Raw genomic sequence first — 22,874 nt, forward strand, 5'->3', positions numbered from 1 at the left:
GGGTTCGTCGCGACCCGATGAGGGTGAGGGGCGGACAAAACCACCCCGCACTGATCGCCCTCAACCCCATGTGTTGCCGAGCGCTTCCAGACCGGCTCTTTGCAGGTCCTGTGGGCTCATGACCAGACGGAACTTGCAGGTGGCATTGAAGTTGAGAAAGAACGGTTCTGCAAAGCTGGGGATCTGGGAGGAGTCTTGTACGTCGACCAGGAAAATCCCGCCGCGCATTCCATCCTGCTCGGTAAAGTAGGCAGCCTCCGGTTTGATGCTTTCCAGGATTCGCCCGATGACTTCGCCGACCTTCCCGGCCCTGACGAGCGCGTTGAAGGGTTCATTCGGGCACTCGACCATCATTAGCATTTTCATTATTCGATTCTCTTGTCAGCTAGCTGCCTCATCTCCCTGCCTTTGCTCCTCGCGCTCACGCAACGAAGCTCGTATTCGACCGCTCCAGCGGTGTGTGGTTAAGCATAGCGAAGCATGAGCTGACGCCTGTTCAGGGTTACGGGCGGTCGTGGCGCTGAAAGTGGATCATGTCAGCCGTTTTTGCACGGCTTTGAGCTGGCCTGAGCAGTTGCATAATGGTGCTGGTGGTGTTGAAACTTATGCGGTTAGCATTGCGCTTTACCGACGCACCAAATGACAGGTGGGTTAACGCAACCGAGTAGGTCGAACATTGATCGAACGACGCCAATTTAGCGGAGGCATGAAGGGGAAAAACCTTCGCTATCTGAATGAGAATCCCAGCGAGACGGCTCAAATGACTCGGGCAGGATTTCTGCTGCTCGAGCATTTCTCGCTGCCCGCGTTTACCCAGGCGCTGGATACGATTGTTACGGCGAATCTGCTACGCCCCGGGTTGTTCGCTTCCCGAACGTTCGGCTTGAATGACGGGGAGGTCATCAGTGATCTCGGCCTGGTGATTCGTCCGGATGCACGTTTTGATTCTTCAGCCATTCAAGACCTGGACCTGTTGGTCATTTGTGGCGGCTACAGGACAGAGCTGAAGGCGACGGATGAGTTGATCAGCCTGTTGCGAGCAGCGGCAGACCGTGGCGTGAGTCTGGCCGGGTTGTGGAATGGCGCCTGGTTCCTCGGCAGTGCTGGCTTGCTGGATGGATATCGTTGCGCCATTCACCCGGAACATCGCCCCGCACTCGCGGAAATCTCCAAGGCGACGCATGTCACCAGCGAAGCTTTTGTCATCGATCGAGACCGGCTCACCGCCTCCAGTCCCGCGGGGGCATTCCATATGGCGCTGGACTGGATCAAGGAACTGCACGATAAAGCGCTGGTCGAGGGTATCGAGGACATTCTGGCGTTCGAGGAGTCTCGTTATCGGCGCATCAAACCGGCTGAAAATATCTGTGTGAGCGCGCCATTGCGCGAGGTGGTCAAGCTGATGGATGCCAACCTCGAAGAGCCCCTGGAGCTGGAGCAACTGGCGGTTTATGCCGGCCGTTCTCGTCGACAGCTCGAACGCTTGTTCAAGGAGCAACTGGGCACGACACCGCAACGGTATTACATGGAGCTGCGGATTACCGAGGCGCGGCGACTGCTGCAGCACACCGAGCTGTCCCAGGTTGATGTGCTGGTGGCCTGCGGTTTTGTTTCACCCAGTCATTTCAGCAAATGCTATAGCTCGTACTTTGGATACAGACCCTCCAAGGAAACGCGACTGGTCAAATGAAAACGACACCACCGCAACGCCGGGCCAAGCGATTGTCACGGCTGTCTTGATACGTCTCCTATACTGATTCGCGTTGCCAGGCTCAGCGCTGGCACCCAACGCCGTCGGGCCCGCCGTCAGGGTTCTGACAGCTTCCCTATCAGTCACTGTAAGGAGATAGAACATGGCAATTCGCATTGGCGATGAAGCACCGGACTTCACTGCCGAAAGTACTGAAGGCCCGATCCACTTCCACCAGTGGATTGGCGACAAGTGGGCGATCCTGTTCTCGCATCCGAAGGACTTCACGCCTGTCTGTACCACTGAACTCGGTTATATGGCCAGACTCAAGCCCGAGTTCGACAAGCGCAACACCAAGATAGTCGGGCTCAGCGTCGACCCGGTCAGTGACCACCGGGCCTGGCTCGGTGACATCGCAGAAACCCAGGGGCATGCGGTCAACTATCCGATGATCGGCGACGAGAATCTGGTCGTGGCGAAGCTCTACGACATGATTCACCCGAATGCCAGCGGCGGCTCACGCACTGCCGCGGACAACGCCACGGTACGCTCCGTGTTCATTGTCGGCCCGGACAAGAAAGTCAAGGCGATGCTGATCTACCCAATGAGTGCCGGACGCAATTTCGATGAAGTGTTGCGCCTGCTCGACTCGCTGCAATTAAACGCCAAGCACACGGTCGCCACCCCGGTGAACTGGCGTCCGGGCGAGGACGTCATTATTCCCACATCGGTGTCCGACGAAGAGGCCAGGAAGAAGTACCCGCAGGGCTTCAAGACGTTGAAACCCTATTTGCGCACTGTGGCGCAACCGAAGTAATTCACTCGGGTCCCTCCCTTGCATCGATTGCCTCAGGCTCGGCAGGGGAGGGTTGCTTAATTCGATCAATAGCAAGTGGCTGTTTTAAAAACAATTTATGTGGCTTGGGGGCTTCCCAGACGAAGCGAAAGTTGATAAATTTCCGCGCGTTCTTGCAGAGGCCCTTACGGGGTTTTCAGCAACAGCTACAGGGGCGTCGCCAAGCGGTAAGGCAGCAGGTTTTGATCCTGCCATGCGTTGGTTCAAATCCAGCCGCCCCTGCCATTTTCCCAAGTTCATCCAGGTATTCCCTCAACCGTCAGGTTTTGCGCGAGTTCAGGATGAGCGTCTTTACCGACATCCACACTCTCTCCCTTGGCTTTTCCGGCGTGTCGAATGCCGGTGGCTGCGCAGCCGTGACCTTCGCGGCGAAGGCCTCAGCGGTCGCCTGATCGAAACACGGCTGTTGTCAGCGAATACCCAACGGTTTATCGAGTTCCTGCGTGAGCAACTCCAGGATGCCTGACGCCGTTCCTTGGGAAAGGGGCCAAGCTATCGCAGCATTGCCCAACGCACCAGCAGCGCCATCGCAAACCTCACTTCTGCCTGTCATTCGAGTACTGGAAAGTGCCTCGACTGTCGTAAAAACGACCTGTTGACGCTGAACGCGAACCCTCGTGACTTTTCTGTTGAACGACTGTTCAGCTTGGACTATGTTCGTCCCACCTTCTCCCCGGCTGGTTGCGGGCTTGCGTTTCTTCTTCCCGAACGAGGCACTGGCATGCGGTTTTCACCCTTTGTTGAGCGGATCTCGGGCCAGGGCGTTGCCGCCTGGGATATTCACCATGCGGCGTTCGACGCCCAGCGCCGTGGCGAGGATGTCATCATCCTCAGCGTCGGGGACCCGGATTTCCCCACGCCAGACTTCATCACCGATGCCGCGGTTGATGCGCTGCGTGAGGGTGACACGCACTACACCGAAATCGCCGGCCGCCTGGCCCTGCGCGAAGCCATCGCCGCGCGGTACAGCCAACTGTTTGGCCGTGAGCTGCAAGCGTCAAACGTCATCAACGTGGCGGGAGCGCAGAACGCACTGTTCATCACCTCGCTGTGCTTGCTGACTGCCGGCGACGAAGTGCTTGCCCTGGACCCGATGTACGTGACCTACGAGGCGACGCTCAAGGCCTCCGGCGCGACGCTGGTGCGGGTGCCTTGCGCGGCGGATTCGGGTTTCCGGCTCGATGCCGCGGTGCTGGCCAAGGCCATCACACCGCGCACCCGGGCGATTTTCCTCTCCAATCCGAACAATCCCACTGGCGTGGTGCTCAACCGCGAAGAGCTGCAAGCCATCGCCGACCTCGCCATCACCCATGACCTGTGGGTCGTGGTGGATGAGGTCTATGAGAGCCTGGCGTTCGAACGCGAGCACTTCAGTCTGGCGGCCTTGCCGGGCATGGCCGAGCGTTGCGTGGGCATCGGCAGCCTGTCGAAATCCCATGCCATGACCGGCTGGCGGATCGGCTGGATCGTCGCCGATGAAACCCTGGTGGCGCATGCCGAAACCCTGATGCTGAGCATGCTCTACGGCTTGCCGGGGTTTGTCATGGAGGCCGCGCTCAAGGCTGTGCAGGCCCACGAGGAGGTGACCCACGGCATGCGCGAAATCTATCGCCGTCGTCGTGATCTGGTGGTGAAAGGCTTGTCCGATTGCCCGGGGATTTCAGTGCTTACGCCCGATGCCGGCATGTTCGTGCTGGTGGACGTGCGGGGCACTGGCCTGAGCTCTCTGGAGTTCGCCTGGCGTCTGTTGCGCGAGGCTCGGGTATCGGTCCTCGATGCGGCGGCTTTCGGCGAACCGGCACAAGGCTTTGTGCGGCTCTCGTTCACGCTCGGTGAAGAACGACTGGCCCAGGCCTGCCAGCGTATTCGCGATTTTGTCCGGGTGTTGAAAGGCGAAGTGCCGCGACCGGCGATCACCCGTGTGACGAGCGAAGCGACTGCCGAGCCGGTCGCGGCCAAGACCATGATCGAGGTCGATGGCCTGCATAAACGCTTCGGCAATATCGAAGTCCTCAAAGGCGTCTCCCTGACGGCCCGCGAAGGTGATGTGATCTCGCTGATCGGCGCGAGCGGCTCGGGCAAAAGTACTTTGCTGCGCTGCATCAATATGCTCGAAGTGCCGGACCAGGGTCGCATTCTGGTGGACGGCGAAAGCATTCAGTTGAACTTCGACCGTCCCGGCGCGCCGCTGGTGTCCGACGCCAAACAGCTGGTACGGATCCGTTCGAGCCTGGGCATGGTGTTCCAGAACTTCAACCTCTGGCCCCATCGCACGGTGCTGGAAAACCTCATCGAAGCGCCGACTCAGGTCCTGCGTGAAAGCCGTGCGGAGGCCACTGAACGGGCCGAAGCCTTGCTTGAACGCGTCGGGCTTGCGGCCAAGCGCAACGAGTACCCGGCGTTTCTCTCCGGGGGACAGCAACAACGGGTGGCCATCGCCCGGGCCCTGGCCATGCGGCCCAAGGTCATGCTATTCGATGAACCCACCTCGGCACTCGACCCGGAACTGGTCGGCGAAGTGCTGCGGGTGATCCGCTCTCTCGCCGAAGAAGGCCGGACCATGATCCTGGTGACCCATGAGATGGCCTTTGCACGCGATGTTTCTTCCAAAGTCGCCTACTTGCATCAAGGGTTGATCGAGGAAGCCGGTTCGCCGGACGAAGTGTTCGTACACCCACGCAGCGAACGTTGCCGACAATTCGTCAACGCTCATCAGACTCGCTAATAACATAAAAAAACGGGGAACAATCATGGGAAATCGACGTTTGGCAAACTGGTTGACCGGCGTGGCCTGCGTAATGCTGGCCGGCATGAGCGCGGCACAGGCGCAGCCGATCAGGTTCGCGGTCGCCGCCGAACCGTATCCGCCGTACACCGAGAAGCAGGCCAACGGTGAATGGAAAGGCTTTGAAGTCGACCTGATCCACAAGCTGTGCAGCGAAATGAAGGCTGAGTGTGAGATCAAGGAAGTGGCGTGGGACGGGATCATTCCGTCGCTGCTGGCGAAGAAAATCGACGTGATTTTCTCCTCGATGTCGGTGACCGAAGAGCGCGAAAAACAGATCGCATTCAGCAAGGCTTACTACGACTCGGCGATTGCGCTTGTCGGACCCAAGGGCACTGCGGTGAACAAGTACCCGGATGACCTCAAGGGCAAGATCATCGCGGTACAGAACTCGACGGTGAGCGCCAGTTACCTGAAGGCTTACTACGAGAAAATTGCCGACGTGAAGTATTACGACACCCAGGACTCGGCCAACGCCGACCTGATTGCCGGGCGCGTCGACCTGATGATGGCGGACGGCACGGCCATGGCGGCATTCGTCAAGACGCCCGACGCCAAGGACCTGGCCTACCTGGGCACGGTGCCTTATGACCCGATCTTCGGCAAAGGCGTGGGCGCCGGTCTGCGCAAGGATGACACCGAGCTCAAGGCCAATCTCGACAAGGCGATCAAGACCCTGCTGGCGAGCAAGGACTATGACGACCTCTCCCAAAGCTACTTCGGGACCAGCGTGAAGCCCGCGTTCTGACCTGAATACAGATCCTGTGGGTGCGAGCCTGCTCGCGATGAGGGCACAACAGTCAACATCTACGGTGACTGAACCACCGCCATCGCGAGCGGGCCCGCTCCCACAAGGTCCAGCGGTGTCMTTACGCCTGCTAACCGGAGAGTGAAATGCCAGCAATGTTCGAGTTGATCGATTTCAGCGAACAAGGATGGGGCAGTGCGCTGTTGAAGGGGCTCTGGATGACCCTGCAAATATCGGCCGGGGCCTTTGTGGTCGGGCTGTTCATTGGCCTGGTGGTGGCCTGTCTCAAGTTGAATGCGCCCAAACCGATTGCGGCACTGATGCGTGGCTACACCACATTGTTCCGGGCAGTTCCGGAATTGTTGCTGATCCTGTTGCTGTACTACGTCGGCTCCATGCTCCTCAATTCGCTGATGGCCCGGATGGGGTATGGCGCGATGGATGTCAGTGGCCCTCTGGCGGCAATCCTGGTGCTGGGCCTGGTGCAAGGCGCCTATGCCTCGGAGATTTTTCGGGCAGCGATCCAGGCGATTCCCTTTGGTCAGATCGAGGCGGCGAGGGCGTTCGGCCAGAGCGGGTTCGGACTGTTCCGGCGCGTAACGCTGCCGATCATGGCGCCTTATGCGATGGCCGGGATGGCCAACCTGTGGATCAACCTGATCAAGGACAGCGCATTGATCAGCGTGGTCGGCACCAACGAGCTGTTGTACACCGCCAAGCAAGGGGCGGGTTCGACGCGTCATTACCTGTTGTTCTACCTCACGGCCGCCGCGATGTACTACGTGGTGACGTTGGTGTCCAACTACCTGTCGGGACGGCTTGAGCGACGTACTCGTCGCTGGATGCCTTTGGCTGAGTGAATGAAATGATTCCAGCGTGGATAGTTGAATACGCGGCGCTGTTGGGCCGAGGGCTGCAAACGAGCATCACCCTTCTGTTGTTTGCCAGTGCGTTCGGTTTTGTGCTCGCGGTGCTGGTGGCGCTGGCCCGGATCTCGAAGAATAAAGTCATCGCCAAGGCCAGCCTGTTCTACACCAGCGTGTTTCGCGGGACACCGTTGCTGATCCAGATCTACATCTTCTATTACGGGCTTGGCAGTCTGTTTGCGCAGTTTCCGCTGATTCGGGGCAGTTTTCTCTGGCCTTATCTGCGTGACGGCTACTGGTACATCGTGTTCGCCCTGGTGCTGTCGGTGGGGGCCTATGTGGGCGAAGTGATTCGCGGCGGCCTGCTGGCGGTGCCAAAGGGTGAAATGGAAGCTGCCTCGGCATTTGGCATGACCCCGCACCAGTCCCTGTTGCGGGTGCGCTTGCCGCGGGCCATGCGGTTGCTGTTGCCGACATTGGCCGGGGAGACCGTGATGTTGCTGAAGTCCACGGCACTGGCCTCGACCATCGCGGTAATCGATCTGCTGGGCGCCGCCAACGTGGTCCGTGCCCAGACCCTGCAAGTCTATCAACCGTTGCTGCTGGTGGCCGGGGTGTATGTCTGCCTGACGTTCCTGATCGAGGCGCTGTTCGCCTTTGCCGAGCGGCGCGGGACGCCACTGCGCAGGGCGGTGTAATGAGCGCGCCACGGGTTGACCGGTCGTTGCAGGGCATCGGCCTGTGCACCTTGGGTTACGCGTTCCTGGCCTTGCAGGATGCGAGCATCAAGTGGCTGGTGGCCGACTATTCGGTGGTCAGTATCCTGTTCTGGCGCAGCCTTGTGGTGGTGCTCGCCTGTCTGCTGGCCGGACGCCTGCGGCTGGTTCAACGGGCCTGGCGCTCACCGAGCCGGCGCTTGCTGGTGGTGCGCGGGTTGCTGTCGCTTGTTGCCTGGCTGCTGTATTACACGGCAGCCCGGGACCTGACCCTGGCAGAGATGACCACGCTGTATTTTTCGGCGCCGATCATGGTCACGGTGCTGGCGGTCGTCATCCTCAAGGAACGTGCCAGCGGCTGGCAGTGGTTCACCCTGATCATCGGCTTTGTCGGCGTAATCATTGCCTGTCGCCCCAGCAACATGGCCGAGCCCTTGCCGATCGTGCTGACGCTGTTGGCAGCAATGTGCTGGGCCTTCACCTACATCCAGTTGCGGCAGGTGGATGACCAGACGTCAGTGCTGGAGCAGATGCTGATCACCAATGGGGTGTTTGTCATTTGCATGATGCTGGCGTTGCCCTGGACCCACACCCCGTCGCCGACCCCGGCCTGGCTGGGGATGCTGGGTGCCGGGCTGGTGGGCGGTATCGGGCAGTTTCTGCTGTTCGCCAGTTTCCAGCGGGCCACGGCGATTTTGCTGGCGCCGTTCGAGTACACCGGGTTGGTCTGGGCGTTCCTGCTGTCGAACCTGGTCTGGGGCACGCTGATGGATGAGTCGCTGATGATCGGCGCCGGGCTGATCGCGGTCAGCGGCACCCTGGCCATGATCGTTGGCCGTCACCCGTCACAGGACATCGTCGGCGCCGAATGCTCCGTGACGCAACCGCTTTATCCCGCAACAACAGACAGGGAGGGCGTTGGCGGGACTGAAGCTTTCGGGGTTCAGGCCCCCTTCGATCCAGAGTCCGTCGAGCATCGGGGTTAACAGTCATGACGAGAGGACAGGCATATGGCGCAGGACATTTCGTTCGCTGTCCGGAACAATAACGGCGACGCGGTGCGGGTCGGCGTGTGGCGTTTCGACGGCGATGGTAGCGGGCCGAAGGTGCACCTGCAGGCGGGGGTGCATGCCGATGAAATCGCCGGGATGCTGGTCCTGCATCTGTTGATGCAGCGACTCCAGGTCGCCGAGGTCGAGGGCCGCCTCAAGGGCAGTGTGACCGTGGTGCCACAGGCCAATCCCCTAGGCATCGGGCAGTTTCGCCAAGGGCGAATACTCGGTCGGTTTCACGACGCCACGGGCCATAATTTCAACCGTTCATTCGACCAGTCGACAGCAATGACCCGACCTTCGACTCCTGTCCAGGCCTGGCAAAAAAGCCTGGTACAACTGGCGGCTACGGCGGATGTAATGCTCGATCTGCACACCGATGACGAGGCAATGCCATACCTCTACGTTCATCGCAGTTTCTGGCCACGTGGCCGTGAACTGGCGGCGGCGATGAAGATGGAGGTGGCGATCATCTGGGATGACGGTGGCGATGGCTCCTTCGAGGAAACCATCATTGCGCCCTGGCTGCGCGATGGCGTCACGGACCAGCACCTGGCGGCGACCCTGGAATTGCGCGGGCAGGGCGATGTCAGCGACCGGTTTGCCGAGCAGGATGCTGCGGGGTTGTACGCCTGGCTTTGCGCGTGTGGGGTGATCGATGAGCCGCTGTCGCCAGGCGATTGGCCTGTCGAGGCGATAGAAATGAGCCACATGGAGACCATTCTCGCACCGCAGCCCGGGGTACTGATCTTTGAAAAGGAGCTGGGCGATTTCGTCGAAGAAGGGCAGCGGTTTGCGCGGATTCTGGGGCGCCCGGGTGATCCATCTTCCGAAGTGGTGCTAGTTGCCGAGCAAGCGGGGCGGATGGTGACACGTTATCGGGATCGCCTTGTGCAACAGGGCATGGTGGTGGCGAAGTTCACCGGAACCCGGGTGTCGCGCAACTGGAGCGGCGGATTGTTGGACCCGAACTAGAAGGGGTAAGCGGCTAATGCCAGTCAGTTAAGCGCAATCCATGTGGGAGCGAGCCTGCTCGCGATAGCGGTGGGTCAGTCAACATTGATGTTGAATGTTATGCCGTCATCGTCGGAACGCCGCCCGGAGCCGGCTCGCTCCCACAGGTTTGCGCCTTAACTGACAGGCATTGGGGTAAGCGGCAGCCTTCCGAATCGGTTTGTGTTCAGCCCCCAGAGAAAGAGCGCCTGACCTGGCAATCAATGAACTGACTCTGGGACCGTCAAGAAATCAATCAGCGCTCTGACTTTCATCGGCAGGTAGCGGGCATGGGGATACAGCAGCATGAAGGGGCGGGTAGCACCACCAAACTCCCCGAGTACCTCGACCAATTCACCGCTTTCAATTTGCGCCTGAACGGTAAACCGGTACGCCTGCACGATCCCGGCGCCGTGTCTGGCCATCGTGATCGTTGCCAGATAATCCTCAAGGCAGGTGGTATTTCCAGAGGTGTTCACGCTCACCGACCGTTGATCGACGATGAAGGTCCACGGCACATTCCTTCCGCTGCTGGGCAATTCAAACTGAATGCAATCGTGTGATTCCAGGTCCGACAGTGCCTGCGGAGCGCCATGCTGGCGAAGGTACTCGGGAGAGGCTACGACCACCAGCTCCGCATTCTCGAGTGTGCGCGCAATCAGCGCCGAGTCATCGGGCGCTCGACCACGGATGGCCAGATCGTAACCTTCCTCGGCGAAATCTATGTTCCGGGTGCTGACGTGTACGACTACCTTGACCAGTGGATAGCGTCGACGAAACTCGGCAAGGCGCGGTAACAGTCGAAAATGCGCATAGGGTGTCGGTGCGCTGATGCGCAATTCCCCTGAGGGCGCCTGCTGCTGGCCCGTCACTTCACGTTCCGCGTCAACCAGTTGAGTCAACGCTTGCCGGCATTGTTCGTAATAGACCCGACCTGCCTCGGTCAGGCGGATCTGCCGGGTGGTGCGTACAAACAAGCGCACCGCCAGACGCTCTTCCAGGCGTGACACCGACCGGCTCACGGCAGCAGGCGTCACACCGGCGGCCTGCGCAGCGGCAGTGAAACTCTCAAACTCGACTGCCAGACAGAACAGCTCAATGCTGCCGAGTTGCACATCGTCAAAATGCCGGGGCATCGCATCTCTCGATTAATTACATCAGGTATCAAGTAGGGGGTGTAACACGCTATCTATCCCGGTCTGACGAAAAAGTAAAGTGATCCCCTGATCAACTGGAAAATCGATCCGAACCTGCTGCCAGGCAGAGTTGGCGGTACGCACCGACCAGTTGATCCTGCGTGAACGCGCGATTTCGTCCACTGGGATTGGGCAGGACCCAGACCGAGGCATTACCAAAGGTCTTTGACTGAAGCCCCCATGCAATTTCTCGTTGACCGGATAATGCGCTGTACGCGGCTTTGCCGAGAAACGCCACAAAGCGGGGTGCATAGCGCGCGATCTTTTGTTCAAAATCGGCAGCGGCAGCGATGAACTCATGTGCAGACAGCTGATCCGCCCGCGCCGTTGGCCGTTCGACCACGGCGGTTAATCCACACTGGTATTGCAAGATCGTCCGATCGTGTTCCGGGCGTACTTCCTCCGGCGTAAAACCGGCGAGATGAAGGGTGCGCCAGAAGCGGTTGCCCCCACCCGCAAAATGATGGCCCTGGGCGGCGGCCGTCATGCCCGGATTGATGCCACAGAAAATCACGGCAAGCTGCTCGGCAAGAATATCTTCGAGTCTTTCACCCACCCTAAAGCCTCTCACCGCAGATCACGCTGACCGCATTGCGTGCAAGTTCCGTCAACTCTTCGCGGGATTTGCCCGCCCGGGCACGTATCGAAATGCTGTGCAGCAAGGATGACGCGAGTACGGCAAGGGCTGCAGGGTCGGCATCGCTTTTCAGCTCGCCGGAATCGATCGCTGCCCGCAGACGCGTTTCGAGTTCGGCATCGAGCCTGCTCAGCCGATCCGAAAGCACGTCGCGTATTTCAGCATCCTCGACGGCTTCGGTAGTCGCCGTACCAATCGCGAAACAGCCACGCGGTTGGCCTTCGCCCGAGAAGTAGATCGACAACTGCCCCTCATAGAAACGCATCAACGCCTGCTCCAGCGTCAGCGCGTTGTCTGTCAGCGCCTCATGCATGGCCGCCGCAGCAAACTCCCAATATTGCTCAAGCGCTTTGATATAGAGCGCGTGCTTGTCACCGAATGCCGCATAGAGGCTTGGGCGATTCATGCCGGCCGCCGTTGCGATGCTATCCAGAGACGCACCGGAATATCCGGTGCTCCAGAAAACCCCAAGCGCCTGCTGCAGCGCTGTCTGCGGGTCATACGCGCGAGGGCGGCCGCGGCCTTTGCCCTCTGCAATTTTATTTTGTTCCATGCTGTACAAAATCCTTGAATGAGGGTGAGTCACGGCATATTCTTACACCATCGCACAAAATTAAGGAACCAGAAGTTCCTGAATTTCAGGTTTGTTGCAGCGGAGCTCGAACTGGGTATTGCGGCGATGAAACAGGTGCGGCAGAGCGATCCTCCTGACCGTGCATGAGCTTGCTTTCTCACAGCAATTATTGACTTCAGGGCCGCAGGCGATCGTTGCCCGTGTTAGCCCGATTTCCCGGTTAAAGGTGTATTCGATCATGACCAGACAGTTCGACATTCCAGCTTCGCAAACCTTTGAGCACCCAGGGCCGAACCAGGCCGACAGGCCCATCAAGAAACCGTTTAAAGAGAAGTTGCGGCCACTCCTTATGGTGGGCGTTCCTGCTCTCGTCGCTGCGGTTGGGTACTCACACTATGTGACGGGCGAGCCCTACGTTTCGACCGATAACGCCTACGCCCGAGTAGCGAAGGCATCGATCAACGCTCGCGTTTCCGGACAAGTCGTCGAAATCGCGGTCGAGGACAATCAACCTGTTCGCAAGGGCCAGGTGCTGTTTCGGATCAACCCGGAGCCGTTCCAGATCGCCATTAACCGTGCAGAAGCGCAGCTGAGCGTCGCTCGGCTTCGCATCGATGGGCTCAAGGCAAGCTACCGCCAGCAGCAGGCGGAACTGCAATCGGCCAAAGAGTCGGCGGATTTCGACCAGCGGGAATTTGTCCGCAAAAAAGCGCTGGTCGCCACCGAGTTCGTCTCGCGCGCCATTTACGAACGTGCAGACACCGACCTTAAAGTTGCCCGGCAACGAATAGCGTCGATCGAACAGCAGATCGCCAGCACGGTCGTTGCCTTGAACGGCAATCCGGACATCGAAGCCGATAAACACCCGATGGTTCGCGAGGCCAAGGCTCAGCTCGACGAAACGCAGCTTTATCTCTCGTACGCGACGGTGTATGCGCCGCAGGATGGCATCGTGGCCAAGGTCGACGATTTGCAGGTGGGCAACTACGTCAACAGCGGTGCGCCGGCCTTTGCTTTGCTGTCCGATCGCCAGATCTGGGTTGAGGCCAACTTCCGCGAAACGGAAGTGACCCATATGCGTCAGGGCCAGGAAGCAACCATCAGTGTCGATACGTACCCTGATCACGTATTCAAAGCCCACGTGACCAGTATGAGTCCGGGTGCCGGGTCGGACTTCGCGCTGCTGCCACCGGAAAATGCGACCGGCAACTGGGTCAAGGTTGTCCAGCGGGTACCGGTTCGACTCGAACTCGATGAAGTGGATCCTGCTCTGCCGCTTTTCTCGGGTACCAGCGCCACGGTCAAAGTCGACACCGGCTATCGCACGCCCTGGTGGCACCCACTCAAGGCTCTGTTGACCGCAGGTACCGACCGATGAACGCCAGTCTTGCTGGAAACCCGGCGGGAGAGGGTTCGCGCACGCTCAGGTTCGCAGCATTGCTCGCGACCTATATGCAGTCTGCGAACCTGCCTTTGCCGAATGCGGCACTGAGGTTTATTCAGGGCGCCATATCGATGACCGATGACGAGGCTGGCTGGGTATTCACTTCATACCTCGCGGCGAGCGCCATAACGCTGCCGATTGCGCAGTGGCTCGCCGGACGCTACGGCCTGAAGGTTGTGTATCAAGCCGCGATAGCCTTGTTCGTCCTTGGCTTGTTGCTCGCCATGCAGGCAACGACCCCGTTGGAGTTCGTCGGTGCGCGCATTATTCAAGGCGCCGCGAGTGGCTTGCTGGCGCCGCTTTCGATGGCCATTGCAATGGAGACACTGCCACCTGCGCGGCGCGCGAAATTCGGTTCGATGTTCACGGCCATTGTGCTCTTGGGCATCGTCAGCGGCCCGAGTATCGGTGGTTGGGTTTGCGAACATTACGATTGGCGCTCGATTTTCTCCATCAGCCTTCCGCTAACGGCGTTTATCTTCGTGGTGGTGACGTTGTTGCTGGCCGAAAAAAAGGCCGAGAAAAGTCCGCCTTTCGACTTCTTCGGCGTCGGCACCTTCACGCTGGGAATGATCGGATTGCAAATGCTACTGGACCGCGGTGAGCGTCTGGACTGGTTTGCTTCGCCCGAGATCTGGCTGGAGGCACTGGCAGGTGCACTGGGGCTCTATCTGTTCGTTGTTCATGTGCTGACCGCGAAGGTGCATTTCCTCAATAAGAGTTTGTTCAAAGACCGCAATTTCGTGCTGTCGACGATCATCTTTTTCGCACTGGGTTTTGTGCTGTTGCCGACGATGGCCCTGACATCGCCGATGCTGGATGAAATTCTCGGATACCCGCCTGACACGACCGGCTACCTGACGATACCGCGAGGTGTCGGGCTGGTAGGTGCATTTCTGCTGATGGGCCGGGTTCCTGCTCGGATCGACTCGCGACTCTTCGTTGCTGCAGGCGTGGCGCTGGTGGCCTATGCCAACTGGCTGATGCTTGGCTATTCGCCGTTGATGGACTGGTGGCCCGTGGCGGTCGCCGGTGCACTCCAGGGCATCGGCCTCGGTGTCTTGATGCCGGCGATCAGTAAGGTGGCTTTCAGCACACTCGATCCCAGGTTCCGCCCGGAAGGTACCGGCTTTTTCAATCTGGCCCGTGTCTACGGAAGCACCCTCGGCGTTGCCATCGTGCAAGTATTTTTCTTCAACAACACGCAAACGATGCACGTGGCGCTGGCAAGCCATCTGACGCCTTATCGCGCCGCTGCACATTCCATGACGGCGTCGACGTCCTTGCAAGCACTCGGGGGGCTTAACGAAATGATGACCGGCCAGGCGGCTTTTATCGCGGTTATCGGCCAGTTCAAGATTTTGATGCTGGCGATGCTGGTGGTGAGCCCACTGGTTGTCTTTCTTCGCAAACCCGTTCCGACCAACTAGTTTTCGTGGAGTCTGCCCAATGAAATCCAATACGTTCGTACTCAACAGACAGCAGTTCCAAACAACGGTCGGTGCGGTGTCGGCGTTGATGTTCCTGTCCGCCTGTACTGTCGGCCCTGACTATAAAGAGCCCGCGCAGAGCCTGTCGCAGCACTATGATCAACAGGCCGAGCAGCGTCTCGGCGAGGGCGGCAACAAGGTGGCTGAGCAGCACATTGAGCTTGGCAAGAAGGTCAACGGTGACTGGTGGTCTGCTTTCCATTCGCCGAAGCTCGACAAGGTTGTACGTCGGGCAATCGACGGCAATCTTGAACTCGTGGCGGCAGATGCGACGATCCGGCAAGCGGCATCTTCTGTTGCCGCGGCGGAGGGGGCACTGTATCCGCAGGTCGATTTTGGCGCTCAGGCCGGCCGCCAACGGACCCACAACGGCCCCGAGCCAACCGTCTCCAATTTCTATTCGATTGGGCCACGGGTTGGCTTCGACCTTGATGCTTTTGGCGGTACCAAACGGCTGGTCGAGCAGAAGGAAGCGTTTACGAGTCTGCAGAAACATCGCTACGAAGCGGCGTACCTGACCCTGACGGGCGATGTTGCGAGCCAGGCGTTGTTGGTTGCTTCGGCAAACGCGCAGATGGAAGCCGTCGATAAACTGCTTGCCAATGACGCGAAGAACCTCGAGCTCGTGCGCATGGCGCACACCAATGGCACCACCACGCAGATCGACGTTTCGCTGGCCGAGACGCGGCTCGCTCAGGACCGCACGCTGTTGCCGCCCCTCGCTCAACAGCGTGATTCGGCACGGCATGCGCTGTCGGTCCTGACGGGAAAAGGCCCAGGGGACTGGACCGCTCCCGACTTCAACCTCGCCGAGTTTGCCTTGCCGTCAAGCGTGCCAGTCAGCTTGCCCTCGGAAATGGCCCACGACCGGCCGGATGTACTGCAAGCAGAAGCTGAACTGCACATGGCGAGCGCCGCCGTCGGGGTCGCGACAGCCAATCTCTATCCCCACGTAACGCTGTCCGCGTCTCTTGCGCAGGCCGCTTCGGGTAATGGCGGCGCCGCGCTCTGGAGTCTTGCTGCGGGACTGGCGGGGCCGATCTTCGATGGCGGCACGCTCAAGGCTGAACGTCAGGCAGCCGTCGACGGCTACAAGGCGACACTCGCTGGCTACCAGCAAACAGTCATTCAGTCATTTGGCCAGGTCGCAGACACGCTGCAGGCAATCAACCATGACTCGGAGGAAAACCTGGCGCAGGAGGACGCATTACGCGCGGCCGAGACGAGTTTTCGCTTGAACCAGCAAGCCTATGCGCAAGGCGAGAACAGCATTCTCCAGGTGCTGGAGGCGGAACGTGCCTATGAGCAGGCGTTACTGGGTCAAATCAGAGTGAAGACGGCGCAGTATCTCGACACGGTGCGCTTGTATGTGGCACTCGGCGGTAATTCGGTGGGTGTGTCCGAGCAACGCGTTGCCAGCCGCGAAGCGCCGAAAACTGTTTATCAATAGCAGCTGCGTTTTACCAGAGACCACTATCGCCATTGCGGCTGTAGCCCCAGACATCGGAGTAAAGACATGTCATACGAAGCGTTTCACGATGAACTTCGCGATACAAAATTCCCTCTTGTCCACGGATCGGGTGYGATGCCAGCCGTTGGATTTGGCACGCTGTTCCGGGATCTGAGCGTGACAACACAAGCCATCAAGCACGCGCTGGAAACAGGCTTTCGCCATTTCGATTGTGCAGAGCGCTATCGAAACGAAGACAAGGTCGGAGTGGCCATAAAGGAATTCCTGGAGACTGGTAAGGTCCGGCGCGAAGACTTGTTTATTACCACAAAGCTCTGGAACACCAACCATCGCCCCGAGCGGGTTCTGCCGGCTTTTGAAGCCAGCTGCCGGCGACTTCAAGTGGATTACATCGATTGCTACCTCATCCACACGCCCTTTGCCTTTCAGCCGGGCGAAGACCAGGAACCAAGAGACGAGCAGGGGGGAATCATTTACGACTCGGGCGTGACATTAATCGAGACTTGGCGAGCACTTGAGCGTCTGGTGGATGAAGGCCGGTGCAAGTCCATCGGGTTATCCGACATTACACTGCAGGCATTAAAAGAAATTGTGGCAGCGGCTCGGATAAAACCTGCCGTCGTGCAGGTTGAATCGCATCCTTATCTGCCTGAATGGGAACTGCTCGAGTTTTGTCGGCAGCATGGAATTATCGTCCTTGCGTTTGCTCCACTGGGGCATGGCATGCAGCCGAACGTACTGGAAGATGCGGTGATCACAGGCGTCGCCCGGCGCTTGCAACAGACCCCGGCTCAAGTTGCATTGGCCTGGTCTGTGCAACGTGGCGTCGCGTTCCTGACCACGTCTGCAACGTTGAGCCATATCCAGGAAAACTTTGCGATTTCTACCCTGCCTCACAGGGCCATGTTTGAAATCAAGGACGATATTACGACCCGGGTACGATTCAACTCGGTGGTGGAAACCGGTGTGCCTGGATTTATTCCGGGCAAGAAGTAATACACGACAAGGGGGCGGTCTTCTGCAAGGCCGCCTCTTTGAATAGTTCTTCACGCGAGACATGCCTGTAGAGCATGCTGGTTTTTTACTTATCTGCGGAGGTGGTGACGATGGACGTTTTCCAGACCATGCGCTTTTTCGTGGCTGTCGCTCAGAGCGGCAGCTTTACGGCGGCGGCTGAGCTGTTGGACACCACCACAACTAACGTTTCCAAAGCGGTTTCCAGTCTGGAGGCCAGGCTTCAAACACGCCTGATTAACCGCACGACCCGACGCCTGGCGTTGACCGAAGCAGGTGCACGCTATTTGCAGCGCTGCGAGAAAATTCTTGAGGAGGTACGTGAGGCTGAAGAGGAAGCGGGTACCGCGCAGGTCATGCCTGTTGGCAGGCTCAAAATTCACGCGATGGGAGCCGTCGGTAATCATTACGTGATCAAAGCCATTGCCAGGTATAGAGAGACTTATCCCTTGGTAATGTTTGATTTGACACTGACCAATCGACTACCTGACTTGCTGGAGGAGGGCTATGACATCTCGATTGTTTTAGCGCGGGATCTACCCGATTCAGGGTTTGTCGCTCAACGGCTCGGCATCACTTACAGCATTCTCTGCGCCTCACCCGCGTACCTGAAGAAACGCGGGATTCCCGATTCCACGAGATCGCTTGGCGAACATGATTGTTTGAGAATTGTGAATACGGTAATGCCGGTTGAAAACTGGGTATTTGAGGGGCCCGAAGGCGTGGAGACCGTCAACGTTCCATTGTCGCCGTTTCACGTCAACACGGCTGACGCCATGACGGTTGCCATAACGAATGGGATGGGGATTGGTATTCAGCCGATTGCGTCGGCAGTCGACGGACTCAGGGCCGGCACGCTAGTGCGCGTACTGCCGGAGTATCATTTTGAAGAGTTCAACTTGTTTGCCATTTATCCATCACGAAAGTTCGTGGATGCAAAAATAAAGACATGGGTGGAGTTTCTTAAAGATTACATTCCGGGTTTGTTGGCATCCGATGAAGAAATCGTCGGCTCAGCCAGAAAAGATAACAGCGTTCGAGCTCGCTAGCGCGGCAGGTATGGAGTGTCGACCCTCCATCGTCCGCACAGTGCTCAACCGTTTGAACAGCCTGTTCCCATGATTTGATACTGAAGGACGTGCTGTTGACCGTGAGAGTCTTCATAGGTCATTTGAACAGGAACCGGTCCGCACTGGTCCGCAACGTCTGTCATTGCAATGACTTTTTTAATGTCGAGCTTGGTTGCGTAAGTGTAACTTTCTACCGGTGTCTGACGGGTGGCGACTGTTGAATGGCTCTCGTCTGCAAATGCTTGTGCACCTAAACTGCCAAGCGCAAGGAAGATCGCAACTTTTGAAATATTCATCATGTTCATCATATTCATCATATTCACCGTATCGCTCAAGGGGTTGACCTGCGTCGTTTTTACCTCGTGAGCTAGTTGATGTTTATTCAATTCGCTCACCGGGTAGAAACGATGCTAGATGGTTATCCCTTTCCCAGACAGCGGCCTATTGGACAAACACTGTTGTCGGATTTCGCATGAATAGAATGCTACGGGGACCGTCAGAACCACGGCTCAGGTTCACACGAACAGGTCGTAAGACAGTTTGCTGATCAGGATCACCAGCAACACCAGGAACAGGCCCCGGACAAAGGGCACGCCTTTACGCACCGCCAGCCAGGTGCCGGTCAGCGCGCCGAGGATGTTGAATGCGGCCATGGGGAGGGCGATCAGGTAGAGCACGTTACCCGTGGGAATGAAGAATATCAGCGCCGCGACGTTGGTCGCGATGTTCACCAGTTTGGCCGACGCCGAGGCATGCAGGAAGTCGAAGGCGAAGCAGCGGATAAACAGGAAGATCAGGAAGCTGCCGGTGCCGGGACCAAACAGTCCGTCGTAGAAGCCGATGGCACCGCCGATGACGATCGCCAGCAATTTCTCCCGGGTGCCGATGTGCATGGGTTTGTGCAGGGCGCCGAAGTCCTTTTTCCAGAAGGTGTAGATCGCCATCAGCACGATCAACACCAGCACCGCTGGCCGGATCACCGACTGCGGGACGGACGACACCGTGGCCGCGCCGAAGAAGGACATGACAAAGGCCGCACAGGCCGCGGGGATCACCAGCCCCCAGTCGATCACCACCTTGCGCACGAAAGACCGGGCCGCGAATGCGGTGCCGCAGGCTGCCGCGACCTTGTTGGTACCCAGCAGTGCCGCGGGTTGCGCCGTGGGCAGTACGTTGAACAGCGCAGGTATCTGGATCAGTCCGCCGCCGCCGACCGCCGCATCAATCAGGCCGGCAGCAAAGGCGAACATGCAAAGGATGACAATATCGATCATGAAATCAGGCCCTGAGGATGAAGGAGTGGCGAAGGTCCAGCGGTGTGGATTGAGCGGGAAGGTTAACGGAACGGCTTTTTTTGTGTTGCAATGCCACATTGTGAAAAGTGCAACGAGGTGGTGAATGGCACTGGATATGTTGGGGGAGCTCGAAGCTTTTGCGACGGTGGCTCGCAAGCGCAGTTTTGTCGCGGCGGCACGTTCTCTGGGGCGCTCCCCCAGTTCGCTGACCCGCGCCGTTCAAGCCCTGGAGGAAAGTGTCGGGGTCAAGTTGTTCAATCGCTCCTCCAATGCCGTGAGCTTGACCGAGGCGGGTGAGCGCTTGTTGCCCCACGCCTACAAAATGCTGGATCTGCAACGTGAGGCGGATGAAGACCTGGCCGGAATCAGCGGCCAGGCCTACGGCTGGGTCCGCTTTTCCGCCCCCGAGTTTCTCGGCCACGGGGTATTGCCCCGGCTGATCGCGCAGTACGGTGAGCGTTATCCAGACGTGAACGTCGATGGGATTTTCACCGATGACACCATCGACCCGGCCAAGAGCAAACTGGACTTCTCGATTCGTGGCGGGTATCCGCAATCCAGTGACCTGATCGGCTTTGCGCTCTGGAGTTATTCACGTTACCTGTACGCCAGCCCCGGGTACCTGGAGCGGCGCGGGACGCCCGACTCCATCGAAGCGCTGGAGACGCATTCGCTGATCCTGCACACGGCGCCGCGGATTCTAAAAGACTGGAATTTTCGCAGTGAGACGCAGGCCATCAGCTTTCGGGCCGATCCCAAGTTTCGCTTCAACTCCGGTTCGGCGGTGTTCCAGGCGGCCCTGGCGGGCGTCGGCATCGCCCGTCTGGCGGACTGGATCGCAGAGCCCGAAGTGGAAGCGGGGCGCCTGCTCCGGGTCTGCCCCGAATACATGCTCACCTCCAGCAGCGGCGAAAGCCCGCAGATGCACGCGGTGTACCCGGCCGGAAATCTGCCGCTGCGGGTGAAGTCGTTGTTGCAGATGATCCGTGGCTTTGGCGAGAGTCTGGGTCGAAAGCCTGCTTTACCGCTGACTTGTTTAGGTGCTGAGAAATAATCGTCGTGTCGGGCGAGAATAGACGGATTGCTTCAAATATCGCGATCCGCGAGTTGATCGGAGTTTCCCTAGGGGCGCCCCAGATCCGGGCCAAACAGCTCAAGGACCTTGAGCTGCATCCGCAGTTCATTCGGAGCCGGCTCTGTGAGTGCCAGATTGCCCTACGCTTGCGCTGGGGGGGATCAAAAGTTGCGGACTTCGATCATTCCTTTTAGCGCTTCGACGAAAACCCGAAGCTTTGCAGGCATTTTTGGAAAAGCGCGCAATAAATGGATGTCCATTTTCTGCTCGGATGGATCTTCGAAAAGAATTTCTAGACGTCCCCTCACAATATCGTTGGCTACGACCCAGTTGGGTAGAAAAGCAATGCCCATACCACCTACTGCAGCTTCCCGTAGCGCCTCATAGTCGTCACAACGAAAAACAGTCTTCTCGAAACAGGTTGATTGCGGCGGGAGAATCTTCCGCCAGCCTATCCCATTTGGATCGTGTCGTTTATCGAGCAAAAGATGTCCTTCCAGGTCGACGATCGAGCCGGGTCGGTCACGACCATCAAGATAGCTGGGGCTGGCGCAAACCAGCCAGCGCTGAGTGCCTAGACGTGTTGCGATCAGGGAGCTGTCCTTCAACTCGCCCATTCGTATCGTGGCGTCTAGCCGCTCGACAGTTGGATCGGTTGCCCGCTCGGTCAAGTCCAATTCAACCTGCACATCAGGATAGTCGCGCATGAAAGCCGGCAGCAACGGCAAGATATACAGTCGGCCGAATGTAGGAAGACAACTAACACGCAACAGGCCACGAGGTGTCTGTACCAGGTTCGCTAATTCTGCCCGGGCATCGATCAGTGCATTGAGGATGGCCAACGACCGCTCATAAAACATCTCTCCGGCATCGGTAAGCCTGAGCCCCCGTGTAGAGCGTACGAAAAGTCGGACGTCGAGGTTCTGTTCAAGGGCATCGATCTGCCGTACGACCGAAGAAGGCACGACACCTCGCTGCCTCGCGACCGCCGAAAAGCTTTCGGCGCGGACCACCTCGACGAAAATTGCCAAGTGCTCTGAGTATTGGATGCTATTCATCTTTGCATTTTATGCAAAACGCTTTGGCGTGGCCACTGGATTCCTAAATATTTAGTTACATATTAAATTTCCCCTCACTTCCACGATAAAAAGGAGGTCGCCATTTCAAGAATAAAAAAAGCGATTCATGGAAGAGCACAACACCACAGAAAAAAAGGAACTCTAGAAATGGCACTTTCACAATCGCAGAAAAAAGTATTAATTACAGGCGCCACCGGATTCGTCGGAATTCATCTTCTTACTGACTTGATTGAAACACCGGAGGTGACAGCAATCTATGTACTGATACGTGCGCCTTCCGGGGATGATGAGTATGCCCCTTTACGTGACGCAATGCGTAAATTTGCGCTTGATCGTACATTTTCTTCAGAGAAATTACGCATGGTTGGTGGTGATATCTGCCAGCCACGACTCGGAATCAATGCCATGCATTATGAGGAAATCTGTGCGGAGGTGGATGTGGTTTATCATGTCGCCGCGCGGGTCAATCACATCAGAAGCTACGATGCCTTGAAACCTGCGAACGTCGACAGTGTTAGTGAAGTTTTAACTATCGCCTCACGGATGAAGCCCAAAGTTGTCAATTTTGTTTCAACGCTTGGTTCGGCTGTTCGCAAAGATTCGCAGGGACGCTATGTAGAGGACTTTCCAGATGAGACAGAATTGAACTCCGACATGGGTTACCTGCTCTCTAAGGAAACTCCGAACAATTCCTCAATCGTGATGAAATACAGCCTCACCACCTGACCCGAGCCCCTCATGAGCCAGATGAGCTTTTCCGACTTCGAATACGCCGGCAAACGTAAGCAAACTCGCCGCGAACGGTTTCTCGCAGAGATGGATC

At 58.0% G+C, this 22,874-nt stretch carries 23 protein-coding genes and 1 tRNA gene; 16 read left to right on the top strand and 8 right to left on the bottom strand.

Annotation, left to right across the window (positions count from 1 at the left end):
• Positions 1-60: 60 nt before the first annotated feature.
• The gene (locus AC1DIH_RS21945; protein WP_427527462.1) at positions 61-366 is read right to left on the bottom strand and encodes a panthothenate synthetase; all 306 of its coding nucleotides are present in this window, start codon (positions 364-366) and stop codon (positions 61-63) included.
• A gap of 310 nt (positions 367-676) precedes the next feature.
• Between AC1DIH_RS21945 and AC1DIH_RS21950 the strand changes: the two genes are divergently transcribed.
• The 9 genes from AC1DIH_RS21950 (at position 677) to AC1DIH_RS21990 (ending at position 9,688) form a co-directional block, all read left to right on the top strand.
• Complete coding sequence (locus AC1DIH_RS21950) at positions 677-1,690, top strand: GlxA family transcriptional regulator (protein WP_216741568.1); 1,014 nt, start codon at positions 677-679, stop codon at positions 1,688-1,690.
• A 163-nt stretch (positions 1,691-1,853) separates the two neighbouring features.
• Positions 1,854-2,507, top strand: coding sequence for a peroxiredoxin (locus AC1DIH_RS21955; RefSeq protein WP_477773269.1), 654 nt, complete (start codon positions 1,854-1,856; stop codon positions 2,505-2,507).
• Positions 2,508-2,696: 189 nt separating this feature from the next.
• Positions 2,697-2,771, top strand: a tRNA-Gln gene (locus AC1DIH_RS21960).
• A gap of 496 nt (positions 2,772-3,267) precedes the next feature.
• Entirely contained in the window at positions 3,268-5,271 is a 2,004-nt protein-coding gene (locus AC1DIH_RS21965) for an aminotransferase class I/II-fold pyridoxal phosphate-dependent enzyme (protein WP_477773270.1), read from the top strand.
• A 25-nt stretch (positions 5,272-5,296) separates the two neighbouring features.
• Positions 5,297-6,079 (top strand): transporter substrate-binding domain-containing protein, encoded by a 783-nt coding sequence (locus AC1DIH_RS21970; RefSeq protein ID WP_103317292.1) that lies wholly within the window; start codon positions 5,297-5,299, stop codon positions 6,077-6,079.
• Between the two features lie 146 nt (positions 6,080-6,225).
• Positions 6,226-6,939 carry an ABC transporter permease gene (locus AC1DIH_RS21975; protein ID WP_054597921.1) on the top strand — a complete coding sequence of 238 codons (714 nt, stop codon included), beginning with the start codon at positions 6,226-6,228 and terminating at the stop codon, positions 6,937-6,939.
• A 5-nt stretch (positions 6,940-6,944) separates the two neighbouring features.
• Positions 6,945-7,643: an ABC transporter permease gene (locus AC1DIH_RS21980; RefSeq protein ID WP_477773271.1), complete on the top strand. Its 699-nt coding sequence runs from the start codon at positions 6,945-6,947 to the stop codon at positions 7,641-7,643.
• Complete coding sequence (locus AC1DIH_RS21985; protein ID WP_477773272.1) at positions 7,643-8,647, top strand: DMT family transporter; 1,005 nt, start codon at positions 7,643-7,645, stop codon at positions 8,645-8,647. Before AC1DIH_RS21980 ends, AC1DIH_RS21985 begins: the two co-directional genes overlap by 1 nt.
• 24 nt (positions 8,648-8,671) lie before the next feature.
• Positions 8,672-9,688, top strand: a complete 1,017-nt coding sequence (locus AC1DIH_RS21990; RefSeq protein ID WP_477773273.1) for a M14 family metallopeptidase — start codon at positions 8,672-8,674, stop codon at positions 9,686-9,688.
• Positions 9,689-9,927: 239 nt separating this feature from the next.
• Here AC1DIH_RS21990 and AC1DIH_RS21995 read toward each other — a convergent pair whose 3' ends face one another.
• From AC1DIH_RS21995 to AC1DIH_RS22010, 4 genes are all read right to left on the bottom strand, one after another.
• Positions 9,928-10,842: a LysR family transcriptional regulator gene (locus AC1DIH_RS21995; RefSeq protein ID WP_477773274.1), complete on the bottom strand. Its 915-nt coding sequence runs from the start codon at positions 10,840-10,842 to the stop codon at positions 9,928-9,930.
• A 91-nt stretch (positions 10,843-10,933) separates the two neighbouring features.
• Positions 10,934-11,458, bottom strand: coding sequence for a G/U mismatch-specific DNA glycosylase (gene mug / locus AC1DIH_RS22000; protein ID WP_477773275.1), 525 nt, complete (start codon positions 11,456-11,458; stop codon positions 10,934-10,936).
• 1 nt (position 11,459) lies between these two features.
• A complete protein-coding gene (locus AC1DIH_RS22005) occupies positions 11,460-12,092 on the bottom strand; it encodes a TetR/AcrR family transcriptional regulator (protein ID WP_477773276.1) in 633 nt (210 codons plus the stop codon).
• A 60-nt stretch (positions 12,093-12,152) separates the two neighbouring features.
• Positions 12,153-12,353 carry a hypothetical protein gene (locus AC1DIH_RS22010; RefSeq protein ID WP_477773277.1) on the bottom strand — a complete coding sequence of 67 codons (201 nt, stop codon included), beginning with the start codon at positions 12,351-12,353 and terminating at the stop codon, positions 12,153-12,155.
• On the opposite strand from AC1DIH_RS22010, the gene AC1DIH_RS22015 reads away from it, so the two are divergent.
• The 5 genes from AC1DIH_RS22015 to AC1DIH_RS22035 all read left to right on the top strand — a co-directional run bounded on the left by AC1DIH_RS22015 (position 12,352) and on the right by AC1DIH_RS22035 (position 18,581).
• Positions 12,352-13,491 carry an HlyD family secretion protein gene (locus AC1DIH_RS22015; protein WP_477773278.1) on the top strand — a complete coding sequence of 380 codons (1,140 nt, stop codon included), beginning with the start codon at positions 12,352-12,354 and terminating at the stop codon, positions 13,489-13,491. The genes AC1DIH_RS22010 and AC1DIH_RS22015 overlap by 2 nt on opposite strands.
• Positions 13,488-14,987, top strand: a complete 1,500-nt coding sequence (locus AC1DIH_RS22020; RefSeq protein WP_477773279.1) for a DHA2 family efflux MFS transporter permease subunit — start codon at positions 13,488-13,490, stop codon at positions 14,985-14,987. The genes AC1DIH_RS22015 and AC1DIH_RS22020 overlap by 4 nt, the downstream gene beginning before the upstream one ends.
• Positions 14,988-15,006: 19 nt before the next feature.
• Positions 15,007-16,497 carry an efflux transporter outer membrane subunit gene (locus AC1DIH_RS22025; protein WP_477773280.1) on the top strand — a complete coding sequence of 497 codons (1,491 nt, stop codon included), beginning with the start codon at positions 15,007-15,009 and terminating at the stop codon, positions 16,495-16,497.
• A 66-nt stretch (positions 16,498-16,563) separates the two neighbouring features.
• Positions 16,564-17,514 (top strand): aldo/keto reductase, encoded by a 951-nt coding sequence (locus tag AC1DIH_RS22030; RefSeq protein WP_477773281.1) that lies wholly within the window; start codon positions 16,564-16,566, stop codon positions 17,512-17,514.
• A 110-nt stretch (positions 17,515-17,624) separates the two neighbouring features.
• Entirely contained in the window at positions 17,625-18,581 is a 957-nt protein-coding gene (locus AC1DIH_RS22035) for a LysR family transcriptional regulator (protein ID WP_477773282.1), read from the top strand.
• 44 nt (positions 18,582-18,625) lie between these two features.
• On the opposite strand, the gene AC1DIH_RS22040 is transcribed toward AC1DIH_RS22035, so the two are convergent.
• Positions 18,626-18,898: a DUF2790 domain-containing protein gene (locus AC1DIH_RS22040; protein WP_477773289.1), complete on the bottom strand. Its 273-nt coding sequence runs from the start codon at positions 18,896-18,898 to the stop codon at positions 18,626-18,628.
• A 219-nt stretch (positions 18,899-19,117) separates the two neighbouring features.
• A complete protein-coding gene (locus tag AC1DIH_RS22045) occupies positions 19,118-19,876 on the bottom strand; it encodes a sulfite exporter TauE/SafE family protein (RefSeq protein ID WP_477773283.1) in 759 nt (252 codons plus the stop codon).
• 124 nt (positions 19,877-20,000) lie between these two features.
• On the opposite strand from AC1DIH_RS22045, the gene AC1DIH_RS22050 reads away from it, so the two are divergent.
• Positions 20,001-20,951 carry a LysR family transcriptional regulator gene (locus AC1DIH_RS22050; RefSeq protein ID WP_477773284.1) on the top strand — a complete coding sequence of 317 codons (951 nt, stop codon included), beginning with the start codon at positions 20,001-20,003 and terminating at the stop codon, positions 20,949-20,951.
• A gap of 182 nt (positions 20,952-21,133) precedes the next feature.
• Here AC1DIH_RS22050 and AC1DIH_RS22055 read toward each other — a convergent pair whose 3' ends face one another.
• Complete coding sequence (locus AC1DIH_RS22055) at positions 21,134-22,030, bottom strand: LysR family transcriptional regulator (RefSeq protein WP_477773285.1); 897 nt, start codon at positions 22,028-22,030, stop codon at positions 21,134-21,136.
• A 168-nt stretch (positions 22,031-22,198) separates the two neighbouring features.
• On the opposite strand from AC1DIH_RS22055, the gene AC1DIH_RS22060 reads away from it, so the two are divergent.
• Positions 22,199-22,777 carry an SDR family oxidoreductase gene (locus AC1DIH_RS22060; protein WP_477773286.1) on the top strand — a complete coding sequence of 193 codons (579 nt, stop codon included), beginning with the start codon at positions 22,199-22,201 and terminating at the stop codon, positions 22,775-22,777.
• The last annotated feature ends 97 nt before the right edge of the window (positions 22,778-22,874 follow it).

It is taken from the genome of Pseudomonas sp. 05N36, from assembly GCF_056397385.1.